The following is a 19,547-nucleotide window of genomic DNA, read 5'->3' as shown; positions in this document are numbered from 1 at the left end:
CCTTCAGAGAGCCCCCGAGGCCTCGGCAGCGTTCTTTGGGCTTGATGCCCCTCCTAGCCGGCGCACCACCCTCCCCACCGCATCCCGCCAATGCGGCGCCTGCCATCCGAACGCACTTGCAAACTTCGCGCTCGACAGCCGCGAGTTGGCCGGGCGCCTGGCCCTGGTCGGATAATCCGCCGTGGCGATGTCGCGCACGCTCGCGTGCGGCCCGCCCAAAGCCTTGCTTGTATCCAGGATGTGACGGGCAAAGCCGCTCCAGTTGGTGTCGCCTTCGCCCGCCAGATGGTAGATGCCGAAGGCAGCGAAATTCCTGTCGTCTCGCAGCCTAGCCGCCGCATGCAGGATCGCGTCGGCGATGTCGAGCGCCGAGGTCGGATTGCCCCATTGGTCGGCGACGACCGCGATCTCGTCGCGGTCGGCCGCCAGCCGCAGCATCGTCTTGACGAAGTTCCTGCCGAAGGGGCTGTAGACCCAGGCCGTGCGCAGGATGAGATGGCGCGGATTGGCGGCGGCCACCGCCTCTTCGCCGGCGAGCTTGGAGGCGCCATAGACGCCGAGCGGCGCGGTCGGGTCGGTCTCGACATAGGCGCCGTCCTTGGTGCCGTCGAAGACATAGTCGGTCGACAGATGGATGACCGGAACGCCGAGCCTTGCCGCCGCTTCCGCCACCTTGCCAGCACCGACGGCGTTCACCGCGAAGGCCAGGTCCTGCTTGTCCTCGGCCTGGTCGACAGCGGTGTAGGCGGCGGCGGAAACGACGATGTCCGGCCTTGCCGCTTCAAGCGCCGCGAACACCGTGTCGGGCCGCGCCAGGTCGAGCGCCGGGCGGCCGACGGTGACGACTTCCACGTCGTCGCGATCCCGCGCCGCCTCGACCAGGCTCGCGGCGACCTGGCCTTCGCGTCCGGTGACGGCAAGCCTCACGTCGGCACCTTCCGGCTTGCGGCCTCTGTTCCGGCTTGATTGCTTGCGATCGGACTGTTTTGGCTGTTTGCCGCCGCACCGTGGCCCAGCCGCTCGCCGGCGTAGCGCTGCTCGCGGATCGGCCCCCACCACCATTTGTTGTCGAGATACCAGTCGACGGTCCTTGCCAGGCCGCTGTCGAAATTCTCCCGTGGTGCCCAGCCGAGATGGCGCCCGATCTTGGAGGCGTCGATCGCATAGCGGCGGTCATGGCCGGGGCGGTCGGTGACGAAGGTGATCAGCTCGCGATAGCGCTTGCCTCCAGCGCGCGGGCGCCTGGCGTCGAGCAGATCGCAGATCGTCTCGACAACGGTGAGATTGGTGCGCTCGGAATTGCCGCCGACATTGTAGCTCTCGCCCGGTCGCCCCTTGGTGGCCACCAGCTCGAGGGCCCGCGCGTGATCCTCGACGAACAGCCAGTCGCGCACATTGGCGCCGGCGCCATAGACCGGCAGCGGCTTCTCGTCGAGCGCGTTGAGGATGACCAGCGGGATCAGCTTTTCAGGGAAATGGTAGGGGCCGTAATTGTTCGAGCAGTTGGAAAGCACCACCGGCAGGCCGTAGGTCTCGTGCCAGGCCCGCACCAGATGGTCGGATGCCGCCTTCGAGGCCGAATAGGGCGAGGACGGCGCATAAGGCGTCTCCTCGACGAACATGCCGCCGTCGAAAGGAAGATCGCCGAAGACCTCGTCGGTCGAGATATGGTGGAAGCGGAAGCGGTCCTGGCGAGCCTGCGGCAGCCCGCGCCAATATTCCAGCGCCGCATTGAGGATGCGGTAAGTGCCGACGATGTTGGTCTCGATGAAGGCGCCGGGGCCGTCGATCGAGCGGTCGACATGGCTTTCGGCGGCGAGGTTCATGACGATGTCGATGTCGTCGCGGCGCAATATGTCCAGCACCGTGCGCTCGTCGCAGATGTCGGCCTGCTCGAAACGGTAATTATGCGCGTTCTCGATCGGCCGCAGCGACGCGAGGTTGCCGGCATAGGTGAGCTTGTCGAGATTGGTGACGCGATAGGCCGGATTGGCGCACAGATGCCGGCATACGGCCGAGCCGATGAAACCGGCGCCGCCGGTGACCAGGAAATTCATGCCACCCCCTCCGCCGACTCAAACACCTCCGCCTTGGCGAGCATTGGCGCCTTTTGGTCCTTGTCCGAAAGCTGGAATCCGCCGGCAAGCACCGGCCACTCGATGCCGATCGCAGGGTCGTCGAAACGGATCGACCGGTCATGCCCGGGTGAATAGGTGTCGGTCACCTTGTAGAGCACCTCCGTATCCGGCACGAGCGTGACGAAGCCGTGCGCGAACCCTTTCGGAACGAGGATCTGGTTGCCCTTCTGCGCCGACACTTCCAGCCCCACCCATTTGCCGAAAGTCGGCGAGGCGCGGCGGATGTCGACCGCGACATCGAACACGCTGCCCCTGACGACGCGCAGCAGCTTGGCTTGCGCGCGCGGCGGCAGCTGGTAATGCAGCCCGCGCAACACGCCGGCCGCGGCGGAGTAGGAATGATTGTCCTGCACGAAATCGAGATCGATGCCGGCCTCGGCGAAGCGTTGGGCATTCCAGGTCTCGCTGAAGAAGCCGCGCGCGTCGCCATGCCGCTTCGGCACGATCTCCAGCACGCCGTCGAGCCCGAGCGGCCTGACCTCAAGCACCCCGCTCCTCCATCAGATCGGCCACCCGCCGGCGCAGATAGGCGGCATATTCGTTCTTGCCGAGCCGCGCGGCGCGATCCAGAACCTTGTCGGCGCTGATCCAGTGCTGCTCCAGCGCAATCTCCTCGGGGCATGAGATCTTGATGCCCTGGCGATGCTCGATGGTGCGCACGAAGGACGATGCCTCGAGCAGGCTGTCATGCGTGCCGGTGTCCAGCCAGGCATAGCCGCGGCCGAGGCGATGGACATGCAATTCGCCGCGCTCGAGATAGACATTGTTGACCGTGGTGATCTCGAGCTCGCCGCGCGCCGAAGGGCGGATGGTCGAGGCGATGTCGACCACGTTGTTGTCGTAGAAATAAAGACCGGTCACGGCCCAATTGGACTTCGGCTTCTGCGGCTTCTCCTCGATCGTCAGAGCCTTGCCGGTGGCCTTGTCGAAGGAGACCACGCCATAACGCTCGGGATCGTCGACATAGTAGGCGAAGACCGAGGCGCCCGCATCGCGCGTCGCCGCCTCGCGGCAGAGCTGCGACAGGCCGCCGCCGAAATAGATGTTGTCGCCGAGAATCATCGACACGCTGTCCTTGCCGATGAAGTCGCGGCCGATGATGAAGGCTTCGGCGAGACCATTGGGCTGCGGCTGCTCGGCATAGGAGAGCTCCAGGCCGAATTCGGAACCGTCGCCAAGCAAAGACTGGAAGACCGGCAAGTCGCGTGGAGTTGAAATGACAAGGATCTGGCGGATTCCGGCGAGCATCAGCACGCTCAACGGGTAATATATCATCGGCTTGTCGTAGATCGGCAGTATTTGCTTAGATACAGCTAATGTAAGCGGATAAAGACGTGTTCCGCTGCCGCCCGCAAGGATAATTCCTTTCAACAAGCTCTCCTTGAACTACCGCGGCCCCCGCCTCGATGCCAAGTTGCCCGTGCTTAGGTTTTGGGCACTGGCTTGTCAATCTCGGCTTTGACTGCTTGCCGACCTTACTTCACCGATTTCTATCATCGGACATGCGGTGGTTTCGAGCGAAATCCGACCGCGCCATGAAAAAGGGCCGGCGGGCGCCTGTCGCCCGCCGGCCCTTCTTTCGTCGATCGCGATCAGCCGCGCTTGAGCAATGTCCATACCGCCGGCACGAGGCTGGCCGCCAAAGCCACCTTGATCAGGTCGCCGGCAATGAACGGCAGGACGCCGAACTGCCAGGACTTTTCCGGCCCGATGAGCATCGCCAGCCAGGCAAAGCCCATGGCCATCATGACGACCTCGGCGGTCAGCATGGCGCCGAATAGCTTGAACGGACTGCGGTCCCAGCCGCGATCCGCGGCCCAGCCAGCGATCGCCGCCATGACCACGAAGCCGGCGAGATAACCTCCCGTCGAGCCCAGCATATAGGCGATGCCGATGCCCTTTTCCGGCGTGCCCTGGAAGACCGGCAAGCCAAACGCGCCTTCGGCGAGGTAGAGAAACAGCGTCGCGACGGCGAGGCGCAGGCCGAAGGCCGAGGCGATCAGCAGCACGGCGAGCGTCTGCAGCGAAATGTCGACCGGGCCGAGCACCACTTTGGTCTTGGCCGAAAGCGTCAGCAGCAGGGTTCCGGCAAGCGCCAGGAAGAGCTGGGTCGCGAGCCGCGCGGCGCCCCGCTCCGGCAGAGTGAGAGAAACGAGCGGACGCATCGTGGTTGCAATTGCCATGGTCTTCCTCATTCTGGCTGATTCATTGGGTGGCTGATTTGCTGGCTTTAAAGCGCGTCGCGCAGAACGGATTCAGGCGACGCGCTTTAAAAATTTGTCTTGATGCATGTCGTTCTCCCAAAACCGCTACGCACTTTTGGGCGACATGCATTGATTTTCCTATATTGGCTTCCGTATCGGGCGGCAATCATTTTGCCGCATTGCAAAGGAATCCGGCATGGCGCTTGAACTCGATACCAGCTTCGACCCGGCCTATGGCCGGGCGGTCACGGTTGCGCCGGACGTGCTGCGCATCACCGCCGGAAATCCGAGCCCGTTCACCTTCCACGGCACCAACAGCTATGTCGTCGGGCGCGACACGCTGGCGGTGATCGATCCGGGACCGGAAGACGACGCGCATCTCGAAACGCTGCTTGCGGCGATCGCTGGCCGGCCGGTCAGCCACATCTTCGTCAGCCATACCCATCGCGACCATTCGCCCCTCGCGGCACGGCTGAAGGAGCGCACCGGCGCGCCGACGCTTGCCGAAGGCCCGCACCGGCCGGCGCGGCCCTTGCGCATCGGCGAGGTCAATCCGCTCGACTCAAGCGCCGACCTGGCCTTCGTTCCCGATGTCGCGCTGGCCGACAATGCGCTGACCGAGGGCGACGGCTGGGCAATCCGCACCGTGCTGACGCCCGGCCACACCGCCAATCATGCCGTCTTTGCCCTCGAGGGAACCGGCACCCTGTTTTCGGCCGACCATGTCATGGCCTGGTCGACCTCGATCGTCGCGCCGCCGGACGGCGCCATGGCCGATTACATGGGCTCCCTCGACAAGCTTTTGGCGCGCGAGGATCGCTTGCTGCTGCCGGGCCATGGCGGACCCGTGACCGCGCCGCAAAGGTTCATGCGCGGCCTGAAGACGCATCGCAAGATGCGTGAAAGGGCGATCCTGGAACGCATCCGCGCCGGCGACCGGACGATCAGTGAGATGGTCGCGGCGATCTATCGCGACACCGACACCCGGCTGCACGGCGCCGCGGGCCTGTCGGTGCTTGCCCATCTCGAGGATCTGGTCGCGCGCGGCCTTATCGCCACCGAAGGCGACCCGGCGATCGACGGCATATTCAGGCCCGCCGGCTGATCACTCGGCCGGCGCCGCGCCGACCTGCCCAGCGACTTCCTGGTCGAGCTCGCCGAGGAAATCCGTGATGCGGGCGGCGTTGTCGCCGAGGTCGTAGCGGCCGTAGCGCGAGGCCGAGCGCATGTCGACGATGACCTGCTCGCCATCGTCGGTGACGCGGATGGCGACGTCGGCCGGCAGTCCCAGCGCGAAGCCCTTGGCCAGCGCATTGATCGTCGCCTCGCTCTGCCCGTTGATGTCGGGATAAGGCGCCGTCAGCTGCCAGTCGCGGCGGTCGAGCACGGTTTCGACAGCGTCGACGACGGTTTCGAAAGGCAAATTGTAGCTGTGGCCGCTGACCAGCGGATAGGCGTCGGTCTGCAGGCTCTGTTCGCCCGGGGTCGGCGGCGACAGCTCGTTCATGTCGCTCGTCCGGTCGCTTGTATCCAGAACCGGCGGGTCGTCGAGGTCGGTCGAGATGTCGCGCAGCGGCGGGTAGATCGTGGCCCAGTAGACGGCGACGCCGTAGGGCGCCAGAACCAGCAGCGCCAGCAGCGCGCCGACGCTGAGATCGCGTCCGCCGCGATCGCCGAAACTCCAGACCCTCGACAGGCCGAGACCCGCCAGCAACAGGGCCAGCGCCGCCAGCAGCGCGACGACCGCAAGCACCCACAGGAATGGTGGCGTCTCGACAAATCCGAGCCGGTAACCGGCGACGGCGGTAAGCAAAAGGACAAGGGAAAATGCCCCGATCCGTCGCGACCAGCCGGCCGCCCTCGACGTCTGCCGTTCAGGAAAAGATGCCATTCTTTGCCGTATCGTCCCAGCCCGGGCCGAGATTTAGCGGTTTTTGGCGCCGGCTTGAAGCCGAAAGATCGAACATTTTCGTCAATCCGTCGGCAGGCGGTAATCCTTGAACTGGTCGCGCAGGCTGGTCTTCTGGATCTTGCCGGTGGCGGTGTGCGGAATTTCGCCGACGAAGGCGACGTCGTCGGGCATCCACCACTTCGCCACCTTGCCGCTCATGAAGGTGAGGATATCGCCCTTGCTCGGCTCCCGGCCGGGCTTGCGCACGACGACCAGCAAGGGCCGCTCGCCCCATTTGGAATGCGGGATGCCGATCGCCGCCGCCTCCGCCACGTCCGGGTGGCTGACGGCGAGATTCTCCAAGTCGATGGTCGATATCCATTCGCCGCCGGACTTGATGACGTCCTTGGCTCGGTCGGTGATCTGCATATAGCCGCTGGCGTCGATATGGGCGACATCGCCGGTGTCGAACCAGCCATCGACATCAAACTGCTCGGCGCCGGCGCCGCCATAATAGGCGCGGGCCACCGCCGGGCCACGCACTTTGAGATGCCCGAAGGTCTTGCCGTCCCAAGGCAGCGCGTTGTCGTCGTCGTCGGTCACCTTCATCTCGACGCCGAAGGGCGGAAACCCCTGCTTGCCCTGGACATCGAGCCGCGCCTCGCCGGTCAGCGTCTCATATTGCGGCTTCAGCGTGCAGAGCGTGCCGAGCGGCGACATCTCCGTCATGCCCCAGGCATGCACCACCTGGACATCGTAATTGTCCTGGAACTTCGCGGTGATGGCGCGCGGGCAGGACGAACCGCCGATGACCACCTTCTTCAGATGAGGCAGCTTCTTGCCGGTCTCCTCCAGATGTTGCAGCAGCATCATCCAGACGGTCGGCACGGCGGCGCTGAACGTCACCTTTTCCGTGTCGAGCAGTTCGTAGATCGAAGCGCCGTCCATCTTGCAGCCGGGCATCACCAGCTTGGCGCCGATCATCGGTCCGCTCTGGCCGAGCCCCCAGGCATTGGCGTGGAACATCGGCACGACAGGCAGGATCACATCCCGGCTGGATAGGCCCATGGCGTCGGGCATGGCGGCGATCATGGCGTGAAGGACATTGGAGCGGTGGCTGTAAAGCACGCCCTTCGGGTCGCCCGTCGTGCCCGAAGTGTAGCACATGCCGGCGGCGGTATTCTCATCGAAGGTCTTCCAGGCGAAGTCGCCGTCGGCCTCGGCCAGCCATTCCTCGTAGGCGACGGCATTCGTCAGCGAGGTTTGCGGCATATGCGCCCGGTCGGTCAGCATGATCACCCGCCGCAGCGACCGGACTGCGCCGGCGATCTTTTCCAAGATCGGCACGAAGATGAGATCGACGAAGATCGCCCTATCCCCGGCATTGTTCATGATCCAGGCGATCTGCTCGGGAAAAAGCCGCGGGTTGAGCGTGTGGTAGATCGCGCCGATGCCCATGATGCCGTACCAGGCCTCGATATGGCGGGCCGTGTTCCAGGCAAGGGTCGCGATGCGATCGCCAAGCCTGAAGCCGTCACGCTCCAGCCGCTGCGCCACCTTGAGCGACCGGTGATGGATCTCGGCGAAGGTCGTGCGCACGATCGGACCTTCGATCGAACGCGACACGACCTCCCGGCTGCCGTGCTGGCGTTCGGCGTGGTCGATCAGCTTATGGCAAAGCAGCGGCCATTCCTGCATCAATCCGAGCATCTATTCCTCCCCTTTGCGCATTCGCGTCGTTTGTTCCGCGCATTGTGGAAGGAACCGGCGGATTGTCCAGCCGCCATAAGTCGAAGCCAGTGGACGGATCGAAGAACCGGGAAAACCGCCATAATCCGGCCATCCTCGCCGTTAAGTTTCGTTAACGGGCTGGGTGAGATTGGCGAATGGAGTGGTTCGCATGGACGCGCAGCTCGACGAAAAAACCCTCGAAAGCACGCTTGCCGAAAGTCTGGACGATCTGACGCCGGACATCAAAACCGTTTCCGAAGATGAGTTTGCCGAAGTCGTCGGCGGGGCACTGGAGGCCGTCGGCGGAACGCTGCTGTTCAAGATGCGCGTTGAAAACGGCGAGAACGGCGAGCATGTCGCCGCCGCCTGCATCGGCGATGCGGGAAACCGCCAGTTCCTGCTGCTGACGCTGCCGACCAGCGGGGGCGCGCTCAAGGTCGAAACCGCGGCAAGAAGCACCAATCCGGTGGCCGGCATTGCCGCTGCCTATGCCGGCCTCATGGACGCCTTCAAGACAGCCGCCTGACGGCTGGAAACAGACTTCAATGAATGGTGATGACGTTGCGCGTGGCGAGCGCTTGCGCGACGCGCTTGGCCGACACATCTAAGTCTTCCCCAAGGAGACCATTCATGGACAAGCTCGCCAATCCTGCCCCCGGCTTCCAGCGCAATCCGGACAAGGTGATCACCATCGAACCCTATAGCGGCACCGTCACCGTACGCGCGGGCGACACCGTCGTCGCCCGGTCGACCCGGGCAAAGGTGCTTTCGGAGCCGCCCTATCCGGCCGCCTTCTACATCCCGTTCGACGACATCGATTTCAGCAAGCTGGCCGGCACCGAGCACTCGACGCATTGTCCGTACAAGGGCGATGCCAGCTACTGGAGCGTCCAGGCGGCCGGCGAAGCCGGCACGAACGCCATGTGGGCTTACGAACAGCCGTTCGACGAGATGACCGAGATCCGCAATCACGGCGCGTTCTATGCGAGCAAGGTGACGATCGAAGCCAAGCCCGGCTGAGTTTTATTGGCCGCTGGAGGTGGCCACCGATCACTCAGTGGTGCCGTCGTTGCCTACCCCGTCGGCATCGTCCAGGCGCACGAAGGTCATGCCTTTCGCCCTCAAGGCCAACAGCCCCTGAACAACGCCCTCGCCGGCCGCATGCGTCGGCTGGTTGATGTGGGCGATGATGACGTCGCCGTCCTTGGCGGCGCCGATGCGCCGTGCCGTTTCCTTGGCGCCGAGCAGCGAGCCGCCGTCGCCATTGACCGAGAAGCCGGCGATCTTGAAGCCCAGCTTGCGGATCATGGCGATCGCCGATGGGCTGTATTCCGCCGTGGCGCCGCGAAACCATTTGGGCGCCGGCCCGCCCGCGCTGGCGAGTGCTGCGGCGCCGGATTCAACCTCGGCCTGCACAGCGTCGGGGCTGCCGGCGCTGCTTATGCCGTAAATCTTCCGCGGCATATCGACCGCCGGAATGTGGCGGCCGCCATGGTTTTCCAATTCGAACAGATCAGGATGGGCTCGCATGATCTCGACGGCCGCGGCATTGCGCTTGAGCCAGATGCCGGTAACGAAGATGGTCGCCGGTATGCGGTTGTCGACAAGTGCCGAAAGAATTCGGGTGTCGGTCTTTCCCCCGCAAGCATCGAGCGTCAGGGCGACTCGCCCGCCCCCTTCCACGGCTTGCGGCTTCAGATGCAGCGTCGGCTCGACCAGCGTGGCTGCATTGCCGGGCGGTGTCGCGAACAGCGACAACGCCATCGCACAAAGAGAGTTTCGAAGCAGACCCATCATCCATTCCAAACCGGCGCTTCCGGCCGTCGCCATGCCGCGCAAACAAGAACTCGCCTCAACAAGACCGGCATCTAGGCGAAAATCGGGACGGCAAACAGCGCAAACAGCGGCGGTCGCGAAAAATTACTTGGCCTTACATGGCAGCTTCGGGGGCCGTCTCCGTCCGCGCCAGAAGCTCGCGCACGGCATCGGCGACCGCATCCACTTCCAGGCGCCAGACGCAATATGCCTTGGCTGGATTGGTCCGGTGGCACAAGTCAGCGGCAACGCACTGGCAAGGCATGGATGGCCGCAATGCGATACTGGGTACACCGACCGGCCCCCATGCGATCGGGTTGGTCAGGCCATATAGGCCGACGACCGGCGTGCCGGCTGCGGCGGCCATATGCATCGGGCCGCTTTCGTTGCCGAGGAAGAGCCGCGCCTCCTTGAGCAGTGCTATCAGCGTTTCGAGCGATAGCGCTCCTACCAAGTTGACGACCGGCGTCTTGACTGTGGCCTTGATCTGGTCGTTCGCCTCGGTTTCGTCGGGACCGCCGACCAGGACGACGGAGAGACCGGTTTCGCTGGCAATCGTGTCGATGACCGCGGCGAAGCGTTCGGGCTGCCATCGGCGGCCTGGGAAGCTTGCTCCGGCATGCACAACCAGAAAGGCTTTGCGCCGAAGACCGAAGCTGTCCAGCAACGTCACCACCCCCGCGGTTTCCGACGGCAGCGGCTCGATCGATGGAAACCGCACGCGCAGATCCACCCCGAGCGCCTCGAGCGGAGAAAGATAACGATAAAGAAAATGCCTCTCGCCATAGCCGAAGGGCTTGGCCCGGACGTTGGCGGATTGGCGCTCGAATCGGCGCAATCGCCGCTCGGTCGGAAAATAGCCGACCCGGATCCTGGCGTTGAGAGCCATGGCGACGAAGTGCGTCGTCTTTGAATCGGTCAGGTCGATGGTCATATCGAAGGCAAGCCGGCGCAGCTTTCGCAACACCTGGTAGAGTTCCAGGCCGCGCTGCAATACCGTGCCACGCGCGCTCGAGCGCTTGAAAGCGACGGTCTCATCGGCGATCCCGTGCGCAGTCAGGAAGCCTGCGAAGCGAGCCTCGCACAGGAAGACAATTCTGGCCTCCGGATAGGCGATCCGCAGATTCTTCGCCAGCGTCGAGGCAAGAACCAGATCGCCGATATATTTCGTTTGCAGAATCAGGATCGAGCGGACGCCTGCGAAGGGGCCCTGCAACATCCGTGTCCGGGCACCAGAACTGGGTTGAGACGTCGACATCCGGGGCCGCCACGCGCATGTTTCACGTGGCCCTCATATACAAGACGACAAGGTCGTGGACCAGAGTTGACTCGCGCGTGCCAGCTGAGCGTTTCACCATTTCATGGAAGTGGTGAGCCTCTATTTCGTTGCTTTGCAATGTAGCCGACGGATGGCACGGAATCTCCCGCCGATATCATACCGCGGCTTCCAGGACCATCTCGGTGCGCGCCAGGAGCTCCAGCACCGCGTCGACCACCGGATCGACCTCAAGGCGCCAGACGCAGCAGGCCTTGCTCGGATCGGTCCGGCGGCACAGGTCGCCGCCGACGCAGTCGCAGGGCATGGATGGCCGTAACGACATGCTGGGGACGCCGACCGGCGCCCAGCGGAGCGGATTGGTCAGGCCGAACAGGCCGACAACCGGCGTACCGGCCGCGGCCGCCATATGCATCGGCCCGCTTTCGTTGCCAAGAAACAGCCGCGCTTCCTTGAGCAGCGCAAGCAGGGTTTCCAGCCGCAGCGCGCCCACCAGATTGACGACAGGCGTCTTCGCCGCGGCCAGGATCCTGTCGGTCGCCTCGCTTTCGTCCGGGCCGCCGACCAGGACCACACGCAAGCCTGTCTCGCCGGCAATCCTGTCGATTGCCTCGGCAAAGCGCTCAGGCTGCCAGCGGCGCCCGGCGAAACTTGCTCCGGCATGAACCGCGACAAAGGCGTTTGGGAGGATGCGATGCCGGGCCAGCAAAGCCAGGACGCGGGTCGTCTCGAAAGGCAGCGGTCGAATGGCCGGGGCCTTAACGCGCAGGTCGACGCCAAGCGCCTCCAGCGGTGACAGATAGCGATAGAGAAAGTGTTTTTTGCCAAATCCGAAGGGCTTCATCCTGATATTGGCGGGCTGGCGTTCGTGCCAGCGCAGAGGCCGCTGCGTCGGAGAATAGCCGACCCGGACCGGAGCATTGACCAGTCCGGAAATGAGGCGCGAGGTTTTCGAGTCGGTGATGTCGATGGTCATATCGAAGCGACGCCGCCGCAATTCCCGCACCACGCGGAAGAGCTCGCGTCCGCGCTCGAACGGCGTGCCACGCATCTTGGCACGGCTGAGAGGGATGGCCTCGGCGGCAATGCCGTGAGCCGTCAGGAAGCCGGCCAAATGCGTTTCACAAAGAAACGCGATGCTTACGCCTGGATATGCGAGCTGCAGGTTGTTCGCCAGCGCCGAGGCAAGCACGATGTCGCCGATGAATTTGGTCTGCAGGATAAGGATCGACCGGAAAGCAGTGGGGGCAATCTGCAACATGGTTTTCTGACACCAAAAAGTTCGGTGTCGGAAACTCCCTCGAAACGGTGTCGAGATTCAGGGCAGTCACACGCACGTTCGTGTGACATTCCATACAAAACCGTAAGGTCCCTTGGGCTGCCGCTCCCCGGACTGGCCCTCAGGCGCGCTTTGCAGCACCCTTCGCCGCCGCCACGGCCGCCTGCGCGGCCGCCAGCCTGGCGATCGGCACACGGTAGGGCGAGCACGACACATAATCGAGCCCGACCTCCTCGCAGAAGCGGATCGAAGCCGGATCGCCGCCGTGCTCGCCGCAGATACCGAGCTTGATGCCGGGCCGGGTCGCCTTGCCCTTTTCAGCCGCGATCCGCACCAGTTCCCCGACGCCATCGACATCGAGCGACACGAACGGATCCTGCTCGATGATGCCCTTTTGCCGGTAGGTTTCGAGGAAGGACGCCGCGTCGTCGCGCGAGATGCCGAAGGTCGTCTGGGTGAGGTCGTTGGTGCCGAAGGAGAAGAATTCGGCCGCTTCGGCAATGACATGGGCGCGGATCGCCGCGCGCGGCAATTCGATCATCGTGCCGGTGAGGTAATCGATCTTGGTGCCGGTCTCCTGCATGACGCTTTGCGCCACCGCGTCGATGCGCGCCTTGACGTATTCCAGCTCCTTCACCAGTCCCACCAGCGGCACCATGATTTCCGGCACCACCAGCGCGCCGGCCTTGCGTCCGGCCTCGACGGCTGCCTCGAAGATGGCGCGCGCCTGCATCTCGGCGATCTCCGGATAGGAGACAGCAAGCCGGCAGCCGCGATGGCCGAGCATCGGGTTGAACTCGTGCAGCGCCTCTGTGCGCTGCCTCAGCTTGTCGGCCGAGACGTTCATCGCCGAAGCGACCTCGGCGAGCTCGGCCTCGGTCTTGGGCAGGAATTCGTGCAGCGGCGGGTCGAGCAGGCGGATCGTCACCGGCAGGCCGGCCATGATCTCGAACAGCTCGAGGAAGTCCGAGCGCTGCATCGGCAGTAGCTTGTCGAGCGCCGCGCGCCTGTCCTTCTCGGTGTCGGCCAGAATCATCTCGCGCATGGCGACGATGCGGGCGCCGTCGAAGAACATGTGCTCGGTGCGGCAAAGCCCGATGCCCTCGGCGCCGAAGGAGCGCGCCATGCGCGCGTCGAGCGGCGTCTCGGCATTGGTGCGCACCTTCATGCGGCGCGCGGCATCCGCCCATTCCATAATGGCGGCGAAATCGCCGGAAAGCTCCGGCTGCAGCATGGCGACGGCGCCCTTCAGCACTTGGCCGTTGCCGCCATCGATGGTGATGATGTCGCCCTTGCGGAAGGTCTGGCCCATCGAGACCAGCGTGCCGGCCTTGTAGTCGACACGCAGCGAGCCGGCGCCCGACACGCAGGGCTTGCCCATGCCGCGCGCCACCACCGCGGCGTGGCTGGTCATGCCGCCACGCGTGGTGAGGATGCCTTCGGCGGCATGCATGCCGTGAATGTCCTCCGGGCTGGTCTCGATGCGCACCAGGATCACCTTGCGCCCTTGCGCCCTGGCGTCCTCCGCGTCGGCGGACGAGAAGACGATCTCGCCCGTGGCGGCGCCGGGCGAGGCCGGCAGGCCCATGCCGATGACATCACGCGCCGCCTTCGGATCGATGGTCGGGTGCAGGAGCTGGTCGAGCGAGGCCGGATCGATGCGGGCGACCGCCTCCTCCTTGGTGATCAGGCCGTCCCTCGCCATCTCGACGGCGATCTTCAGCGCCGCCTTGGCGGTGCGCTTGCCGGAGCGGGTCTGCAGCATCCACAATTTGCCGCGCTCGATGGTGAATTCGAGGTCCTGCATGTCGCGGTAGTGCTTTTCCAGCCGGTCGGAGATGTCGACGAAGGCCTGGAAGGCGTCAGGCATCAGCTTCTGCAGCGACGGCTTGTCGGAGCCGGCCGCGATGCGCGCCGCCTCGGTGATGTTCTGCGGCGTGCGGATGCCGGCCACCACGTCCTCGCCCTGAGCGTTGACCAGGAATTCGCCATAGAGCTGCCTGTCGCCGGTCGAGGGATTGCGGGTGAAGGCGACGCCGGTCGCGGAGGTGTCGCCCATATTGCCGAACACCATGGCCTGGACATTGACCGCCGTGCCCCAGCTTTCCGGGATGTCGTGCAGGCGGCGATAGGTGATGGCGCGGCTGTTCATCCAGCTCGAGAACACGGCGCCGATCGCCCCCCAGAGCTGCTCGTGGGGATCCTGCGGGAACGGCTTGCCGAGCTCTTCCTCGACCTTGGCCTTGTAGAGCGAAATGACGCCCTGCCATTCCGCGGCCGTCAGCTCGGTGTCGAGCTCGTGGCCGAGGCTCGCCTTCTGGTCCTCGAGGATTTCCTCGAACACTTCGTGATCGAGGCCCATGACCACGTCGGAATACATCTGGATGAAGCGGCGGTAGCTGTCATAGGCGAAGCGGGCATCACCGGAATCGGCGGCCAGGGCCTCGACCGTCTCGTCGTTGAGGCCGAGATTGAGCACCGTGTCCATCATGCCGGGCATCGACGCCCGGGCGCCGGAGCGCACGGAGACCAGAAGCAGCTTCGACGGATCGCCGAAACGGCGGCCGGTGAGCGCGCCGATGTGGTCGAGCGCCGACAGCACGCTCTCCTCGAGCGCGGCCGGATAGGTGCGGCCATTGGCATAATAGGCGTTGCAGACTTCCGTGGTGATGGTGAAGCCGGGCGGCACCGGCAGGCCGAGGCTGCACATCTCGGCCAGATTGGCACCCTTGCCACCGAGAAGATTGCGGTCGCCGGCACGGCCTTCGGCGGCGCCGTCGCCGAAGGTGTAAACCCACTTGGTCATGCTTGCCCTCCAGTTCGTGGAAGATAGAAACCTCCGGACCGTGGCCCGGTTCCCCGCCTTCCCCTGCCCGAGCGATAGGATGCTGCAGTGCGAAAGGCAAGGCACCGGCTGGCGCTCGCAGGCACTACAATCGATTAAGCAAAAGCTGCGTCAAAAAGACTTGCCGGAGGGTATGGCGCGTTATAGAACATAACAGGAACATAGTGGAGTAGCGTGATGAAACTCAACGGAAAACTCGACTATCTCGAGCTGCCGGCAACGGGCGGCACGCTGGACAGCGTCAAATCGTTCTACAGCGCCGCCTTTTCATGGTCGTTCACCGACTACGGCCCGACCTATTCCGCTTTCGCCGAAGGGCTCGACGGCGGTTTCCAGGCCGATGCCGGGGAAGCGCCGGCCAAGCCGCTGCCCGTGCTCTACTCCGAAAACCTCGAGGAAACGCTGGACGCGGTCGAGAGCGCCGGAGGGACCATCGTCAAGCCGATCTTTTCCTTCCCCGGCGGCAGGCGGTTTCATTTCACCGATCCGGCAGGCAACGAACTGGCGGTGTGGGGATATTAGAAAAGACGCGGATTTCGAGGTTTTTTTTGCTGTTGACAGCCAACCTCGGCTCACTCCAACAAACAGCGGCGATCTTCCAACAGCAAAAGCAGGCTGATGAAATTCGGGTCAAGCGGTGTCCGGGGTCTGGCTTCCGATTTGGCCGGAAGGGCAAGCGGACTCTATACGGAAGGTTTTGCCCGGCGCTTGCGGTCGACTGGATATCAGCAAGGCAAGGTCTTCGTTGGTCGGGACTTGCGCGACAGCAGCCCGGCAATCGCGCAGGACTGCATGGCGGCGCTGGCCGCATCCGGTTTCCAGCCGGTCGATTGCGGTCCGATCCCCACACCGGCGCTTGCCTTCTATGCCCGCCGGCACGACGCCGCGGCGCTGATGGTGACCGGCTCGCATATCCCCGCCGACCGCAACGGCATCAAGTTCTACGGACCGAAGGGCGAGATCGACAAGGCGGACGAGGCCGCGATCACCCTTTCTGTCGCTGAGCTGTCGGATCAATATCCATGGCCGCCGGCATATGGGGACCGGCAGGCCGGCCATGAACAGGCGCTCGCGGCCTTTCGAGACCGTGTCGAGGCAATCCTTCCCCCTGGCGCCCTTTCGGGAATGAGGCTCGGCGTCTACCAGCACAGCACGGTTGCGGCGGAGCTGCTGGTCGAGGTCCTGCGATCCTGCGGCGCCGATGTGATCCCCATCGGCAAATCAGACACTTTCGTGCCTGTCGATACCGAGGCAGTCGGCCAGGAAACGATGGCGAAGGTGCAGGACTGGGTGCGCGAGTTCAAATTCGACGCGGTGGTCTCGGCCGATGCCGATGCCGACCGCCCCCTTGTCATTGATGAGAATGGCGAGTTGTTCCGCGGTGACCTGATCGGGCTGGCCACGGCGCTCTTCCTAAAGGCCGATGTCGTGGTGACGCCGGTCACCTCCAACTCGGGCATATCCGAGGCTTTCGGGTTCAGCGTCAGGAGAACGAAGGTCGGATCCCCTTTCGTCATTGAGGGAATGAATGCCGCGCGGCAGGCAGGCGGCATCGTCGTCGGCTTCGAAGCCAATGGCGGGGTTCTGCTGGGATCCGACTGCCTGGTGAACGGCGAAGTATTGTCGGCGCTGCCGACGCGGGATTCATTCTTGCCGATCCTGGCCGTGCTGGGCACGATGGCATCGGCCGGCAAAACGCTCTCCAGCCTGCGCGAAACCTGGAATCTTCCGGTCTGCGCCAGCGAGCGGCTCGAGAACTTCCCGGTCGAGAGATCGCGCGGATTGATGCGCAAGCTCGCCGACCGCGACGCGTTGCAGCGGTTCCTGGCGCCCTTCGGCACCGTCGCGGATGTCGATGAGACCGACGGTCTCAGGGCGCGAATGACCAGCGGCGAGATCATCCACCTGCGGCCTTCCGGGAACGCTCCCGAATTTCGCTGCTACGCCGAGGCCGCCAGCCGTCACAGGGCAACCGAAATCGTGGCAATGACGCTGCAACGGGCGCGCGACGCCGCACTGGCGGATAAGGTCGAGGCCGTATAATGACAGCGGTGCCGGCGGTTGCCGCAGGCTTGGAGCGCTAAATCCAGCAACGATGGGGACTTGCGCCCCGCATCTCGCCCGATCACCGAGACCATTGATGACAAAGACAGCATTGATAACCGGCATTACCGGGCAGGACGGCGCCTATCTGGCCGAGCTCCTGCTTTCGAAGGGTTACGAGGTCCACGGCCTGGCGAGACGGTCGAGCACGGCCGACGTCAACACGATGCGGCTGAAATGGCTGGGCATCGAGAACGACGTGCGGATCGTGGATGGCGACATCACGGACCTGTCGGGCCTCATCCGAACCATGCGCGACGTAAGGCCGGACGAGGTCTACAACCTTGCCGCGCAGTCTTTCGTCAAATCGTCCTGGCAGCAGCCTATCCTGACGAGCAACGTCACCGGCATCGGCGTCACCAATGTGCTGGAGGCGCTGCGCCTTGAAGTGCCCGGGGCGCGTTTCTACCAGGCTTCGTCGTCGGAGATGTACGGCCTTATCCAGGAGCCGATGCAGTCGGAGACCACTCCTTTTCATCCCCGCTCGCCCTATGCGGTGGCCAAGGCCTACGGCCACTGGATCACCGTCAATTACCGCGAGAGCTTCGGCCTGCATGCCTCGAGCGGCATCCTGTTCAATCACGAATCGCCGCTTCGCGGCATCGAATTCGTGACACGCAAAGTCACCGACGCCGTCGCGCGCATCAAGATGGGGCTTGCGAGGAAATTGCGCCTGGGCAACATCGACGCCAGGCGCGACTGGGGCCACTCCAGGGATTATGTGCGCGCCATGTGGCTGATGCTGCAGCAGGACCAGCCCGACGATTATGTGGTCGCCACCGGCCGGACGACGACGGTGCGCGACATGTGCCGCATCGCCTTCGAGCATGTGGGACTTGAGATGGACGACCATCTTGTCATCGACCCCGACCTGTTCAGGCCGGCGGAAGTCGAAATCCTGCTCGGTAATCCGGCCAAGGCAAAGGCGAAGCTCGGATGGGAAGCGACGATCTCCCTGGAAGAGATGATCCGCGAAATGGTGGACGCCGATCTCGCGCGCCACGCGGCGGCAAGGCGTTGAAAGGAAACTCTTGCTTTTACGGGCCGATGACTTGATGCACCGCGTTCCGACACGCATCCGCATGCGGACGGTCCGTCATGGCTCGTGAAGCGCCCGTGCGCGTTTTCCTGACCGGTGCCAACGGTTTTGTCGGCCCTTATGTCTGCGATGCGCTGCGCAGCGTTTGCGGCGACGACATTGCCATTGCCGCGACCTCCAAATATGGCGGTCCGCATCCCGTTTTCGGCGAGGTCGACGAACTGGACGTGACGGACCCGGCCGCCGTCAAGGACGCCATTGCCCGCCACCGGCCAACGCATGTCGTCCACCTGGCGGCGCTCGCGGCCCTCGACGCCGCTCAGGCGGATCCCCAGAACACCTGGCGCATCCACGTGGACGGCGCGCTCAACGTGGCCAATGCCATCCTCGACAAGGCGCCGGAGGCCTGGCTGATCCATGTCGGATCGGGTCTGGTCTATGGCGAAAGCGCAAAGACCGGGCAACCGCTCGACGAAAGCACGCTGCTTGCCCCGATCGACGATTACGCCGCGACCAAGGCCGCGGCCGACCTCGCGCTCGGCGCGCTGTCATACCGGGGGTTGAAATGCGTTCGGATGCGTCCCTTCAACCATACGGGACCAGGCCAGACCGGGGCATTCGCGGTGCCGGCCTTCGCCATGCAGATTGCGCGCATCGAAGCAGGCCTGGCTGCGCCGGTCATCCGCGTCGGCAATCTCGACGGAAGGCGCGATTTCCTGGACGCGCGCGACATCGCCGATGCCTATGCGCGCGCGGTCCTGCGCAGCCGCAATCTTGCGCCGAACACAATCTTCAATGTTGCATCCGGCCTTTCCTGGCGGATGGGCGACATTCTCGACCTGCTGCTGGCCCGTAGCAGCGTCAAGATCGTCACCGAGCAGGATCCCTTGCGGATGCGGCCAAGTGACCTGCCCTGCATCGTCGGCGATGCGACCCGCGCCAGGACCCTGCTTGGCTGGGCCCCCCGATATTCTTTCGAAGAGACGCTCGCTGCCGTTCTGGACGATTGCCGCGCGCGCGTGGCCCAAGCGTAGGCAGGGATGCATCGCCTGCTTCCCGAGAGCCTGAGCTGAACCGCTGGCCTGCCGGCGCTACTGCGAAGCCGCCGCGCGGCGTGCGGCTTGCGCTCCCCTGCCGGCGATAGGGTGAACCGGCCGGAATCGCGGCCCGCGTCGCTGCCGATTTTAGTTGGTCTTCCGGCATTGAGCTTTGCTCCGACCCGTCCT

Annotated in this window: 18 protein-coding genes; 7 read left to right on the top strand and 11 right to left on the bottom strand. The window is 64.3% G+C overall.

The features are described from left to right. Positions 1–3 precede the first annotated feature (3 nt). The 5 genes from rfbD to EN852_RS05825 form a co-directional block, all read right to left on the bottom strand. Complete coding sequence (gene rfbD / locus EN852_RS05845) at positions 4–927, bottom strand: dTDP-4-dehydrorhamnose reductase (protein ID WP_127875397.1); 924 nt, start codon at positions 925–927, stop codon at positions 4–6. Then, complete coding sequence (gene rfbB / locus EN852_RS05840) at positions 924–2,057, bottom strand: dTDP-glucose 4,6-dehydratase (protein ID WP_127875398.1); 1,134 nt, start codon at positions 2,055–2,057, stop codon at positions 924–926. The genes rfbD and rfbB overlap by 4 nt, the downstream gene beginning before the upstream one ends. Further along, positions 2,054–2,626, bottom strand: a complete 573-nt coding sequence (gene rfbC, locus EN852_RS05835) for a dTDP-4-dehydrorhamnose 3,5-epimerase (RefSeq protein ID WP_127875399.1) — start codon at positions 2,624–2,626, stop codon at positions 2,054–2,056. Before rfbC ends, rfbB begins: the two co-directional genes overlap by 4 nt. After that, positions 2,619–3,509: a glucose-1-phosphate thymidylyltransferase RfbA gene (rfbA, locus tag EN852_RS05830; protein WP_127875400.1), complete on the bottom strand. Its 891-nt coding sequence runs from the start codon at positions 3,507–3,509 to the stop codon at positions 2,619–2,621. The genes rfbC and rfbA overlap by 8 nt, the downstream gene beginning before the upstream one ends. Positions 3,510–3,730: 221 nt before the next feature. Continuing rightward, complete coding sequence (locus EN852_RS05825; protein ID WP_127875401.1) at positions 3,731–4,321, bottom strand: biotin transporter BioY; 591 nt, start codon at positions 4,319–4,321, stop codon at positions 3,731–3,733. A gap of 217 nt (positions 4,322–4,538) precedes the next feature. Between EN852_RS05825 and EN852_RS05820 the strand changes: the two genes are divergently transcribed. Beyond that, complete coding sequence (locus EN852_RS05820; protein ID WP_127875402.1) at positions 4,539–5,447, top strand: MBL fold metallo-hydrolase; 909 nt, start codon at positions 4,539–4,541, stop codon at positions 5,445–5,447. Here EN852_RS05820 and EN852_RS05815 read toward each other — a convergent pair whose 3' ends face one another. Then, complete coding sequence (locus EN852_RS05815; protein WP_127875403.1) at positions 5,448–6,233, bottom strand: DUF1499 domain-containing protein; 786 nt, start codon at positions 6,231–6,233, stop codon at positions 5,448–5,450. It abuts the gene before it with no gap. A gap of 81 nt (positions 6,234–6,314) precedes the next feature. Continuing rightward, positions 6,315–7,943, bottom strand: a complete 1,629-nt coding sequence (locus tag EN852_RS05810; RefSeq protein WP_127875404.1) for a fatty-acid--CoA ligase — start codon at positions 7,941–7,943, stop codon at positions 6,315–6,317. A gap of 190 nt (positions 7,944–8,133) precedes the next feature. Here EN852_RS05810 and EN852_RS05805 point away from each other — a divergent pair, with 190 nt between their 5' ends. Next, entirely contained in the window at positions 8,134–8,490 is a 357-nt protein-coding gene (locus EN852_RS05805; protein WP_095816282.1) for a hypothetical protein, read from the top strand. Between the two features lie 104 nt (positions 8,491–8,594). Beyond that, positions 8,595–8,984 (top strand): DUF427 domain-containing protein, encoded by a 390-nt coding sequence (locus tag EN852_RS05800; RefSeq protein ID WP_127875405.1) that lies wholly within the window; start codon positions 8,595–8,597, stop codon positions 8,982–8,984. A 30-nt stretch (positions 8,985–9,014) separates the two neighbouring features. On the opposite strand, the gene EN852_RS05795 is transcribed toward EN852_RS05800, so the two are convergent. From EN852_RS05795 to ppdK, 4 genes are all read right to left on the bottom strand, one after another. Then, positions 9,015–9,758: a polysaccharide deacetylase family protein gene (locus tag EN852_RS05795; RefSeq protein ID WP_127875406.1), complete on the bottom strand. Its 744-nt coding sequence runs from the start codon at positions 9,756–9,758 to the stop codon at positions 9,015–9,017. A gap of 136 nt (positions 9,759–9,894) precedes the next feature. Next, entirely contained in the window at positions 9,895–10,713 is an 819-nt protein-coding gene (locus EN852_RS05790) for a glycosyltransferase family 9 protein (protein ID WP_246694180.1), read from the bottom strand. A gap of 499 nt (positions 10,714–11,212) precedes the next feature. Continuing rightward, positions 11,213–12,316, bottom strand: a complete 1,104-nt coding sequence (locus EN852_RS05785; protein WP_127875408.1) for a glycosyltransferase family 9 protein — start codon at positions 12,314–12,316, stop codon at positions 11,213–11,215. A gap of 139 nt (positions 12,317–12,455) precedes the next feature. After that, positions 12,456–15,140, bottom strand: coding sequence for a pyruvate, phosphate dikinase (gene ppdK, locus EN852_RS05780; RefSeq protein ID WP_127875409.1), 2,685 nt, complete (start codon positions 15,138–15,140; stop codon positions 12,456–12,458). Positions 15,141–15,356: 216 nt separating this feature from the next. Here ppdK and EN852_RS05775 point away from each other — a divergent pair, with 216 nt between their 5' ends. The 4 genes from EN852_RS05775 (at position 15,357) to EN852_RS05760 (ending at position 19,355) form a co-directional block, all read left to right on the top strand. Next, positions 15,357–15,701 carry a VOC family protein gene (locus EN852_RS05775; protein WP_112125853.1) on the top strand — a complete coding sequence of 115 codons (345 nt, stop codon included), beginning with the start codon at positions 15,357–15,359 and terminating at the stop codon, positions 15,699–15,701. Between the two features lie 96 nt (positions 15,702–15,797). Beyond that, a complete protein-coding gene (locus EN852_RS05770; protein WP_127875410.1) occupies positions 15,798–17,222 on the top strand; it encodes a phosphomannomutase in 1,425 nt (474 codons plus the stop codon). A gap of 97 nt (positions 17,223–17,319) precedes the next feature. After that, positions 17,320–18,303 carry a GDP-mannose 4,6-dehydratase gene (gene gmd, locus EN852_RS05765; RefSeq protein ID WP_127875411.1) on the top strand — a complete coding sequence of 328 codons (984 nt, stop codon included), beginning with the start codon at positions 17,320–17,322 and terminating at the stop codon, positions 18,301–18,303. Between the two features lie 77 nt (positions 18,304–18,380). After that, positions 18,381–19,355 (top strand): GDP-mannose 4,6-dehydratase, encoded by a 975-nt coding sequence (locus EN852_RS05760; RefSeq protein ID WP_127875412.1) that lies wholly within the window; start codon positions 18,381–18,383, stop codon positions 19,353–19,355. The last annotated feature ends 192 nt before the right edge of the window (positions 19,356–19,547 follow it).

It is taken from the genome of Mesorhizobium sp. M2E.F.Ca.ET.209.01.1.1 (assembly GCF_004010375.2).
Classification (GTDB): domain Bacteria; phylum Pseudomonadota; class Alphaproteobacteria; order Rhizobiales; family Rhizobiaceae; genus Mesorhizobium.
The sequence above is the reverse complement of the archived record's forward strand: the minus strand, read 5'-3'. Positions and strand labels throughout refer to the sequence as shown.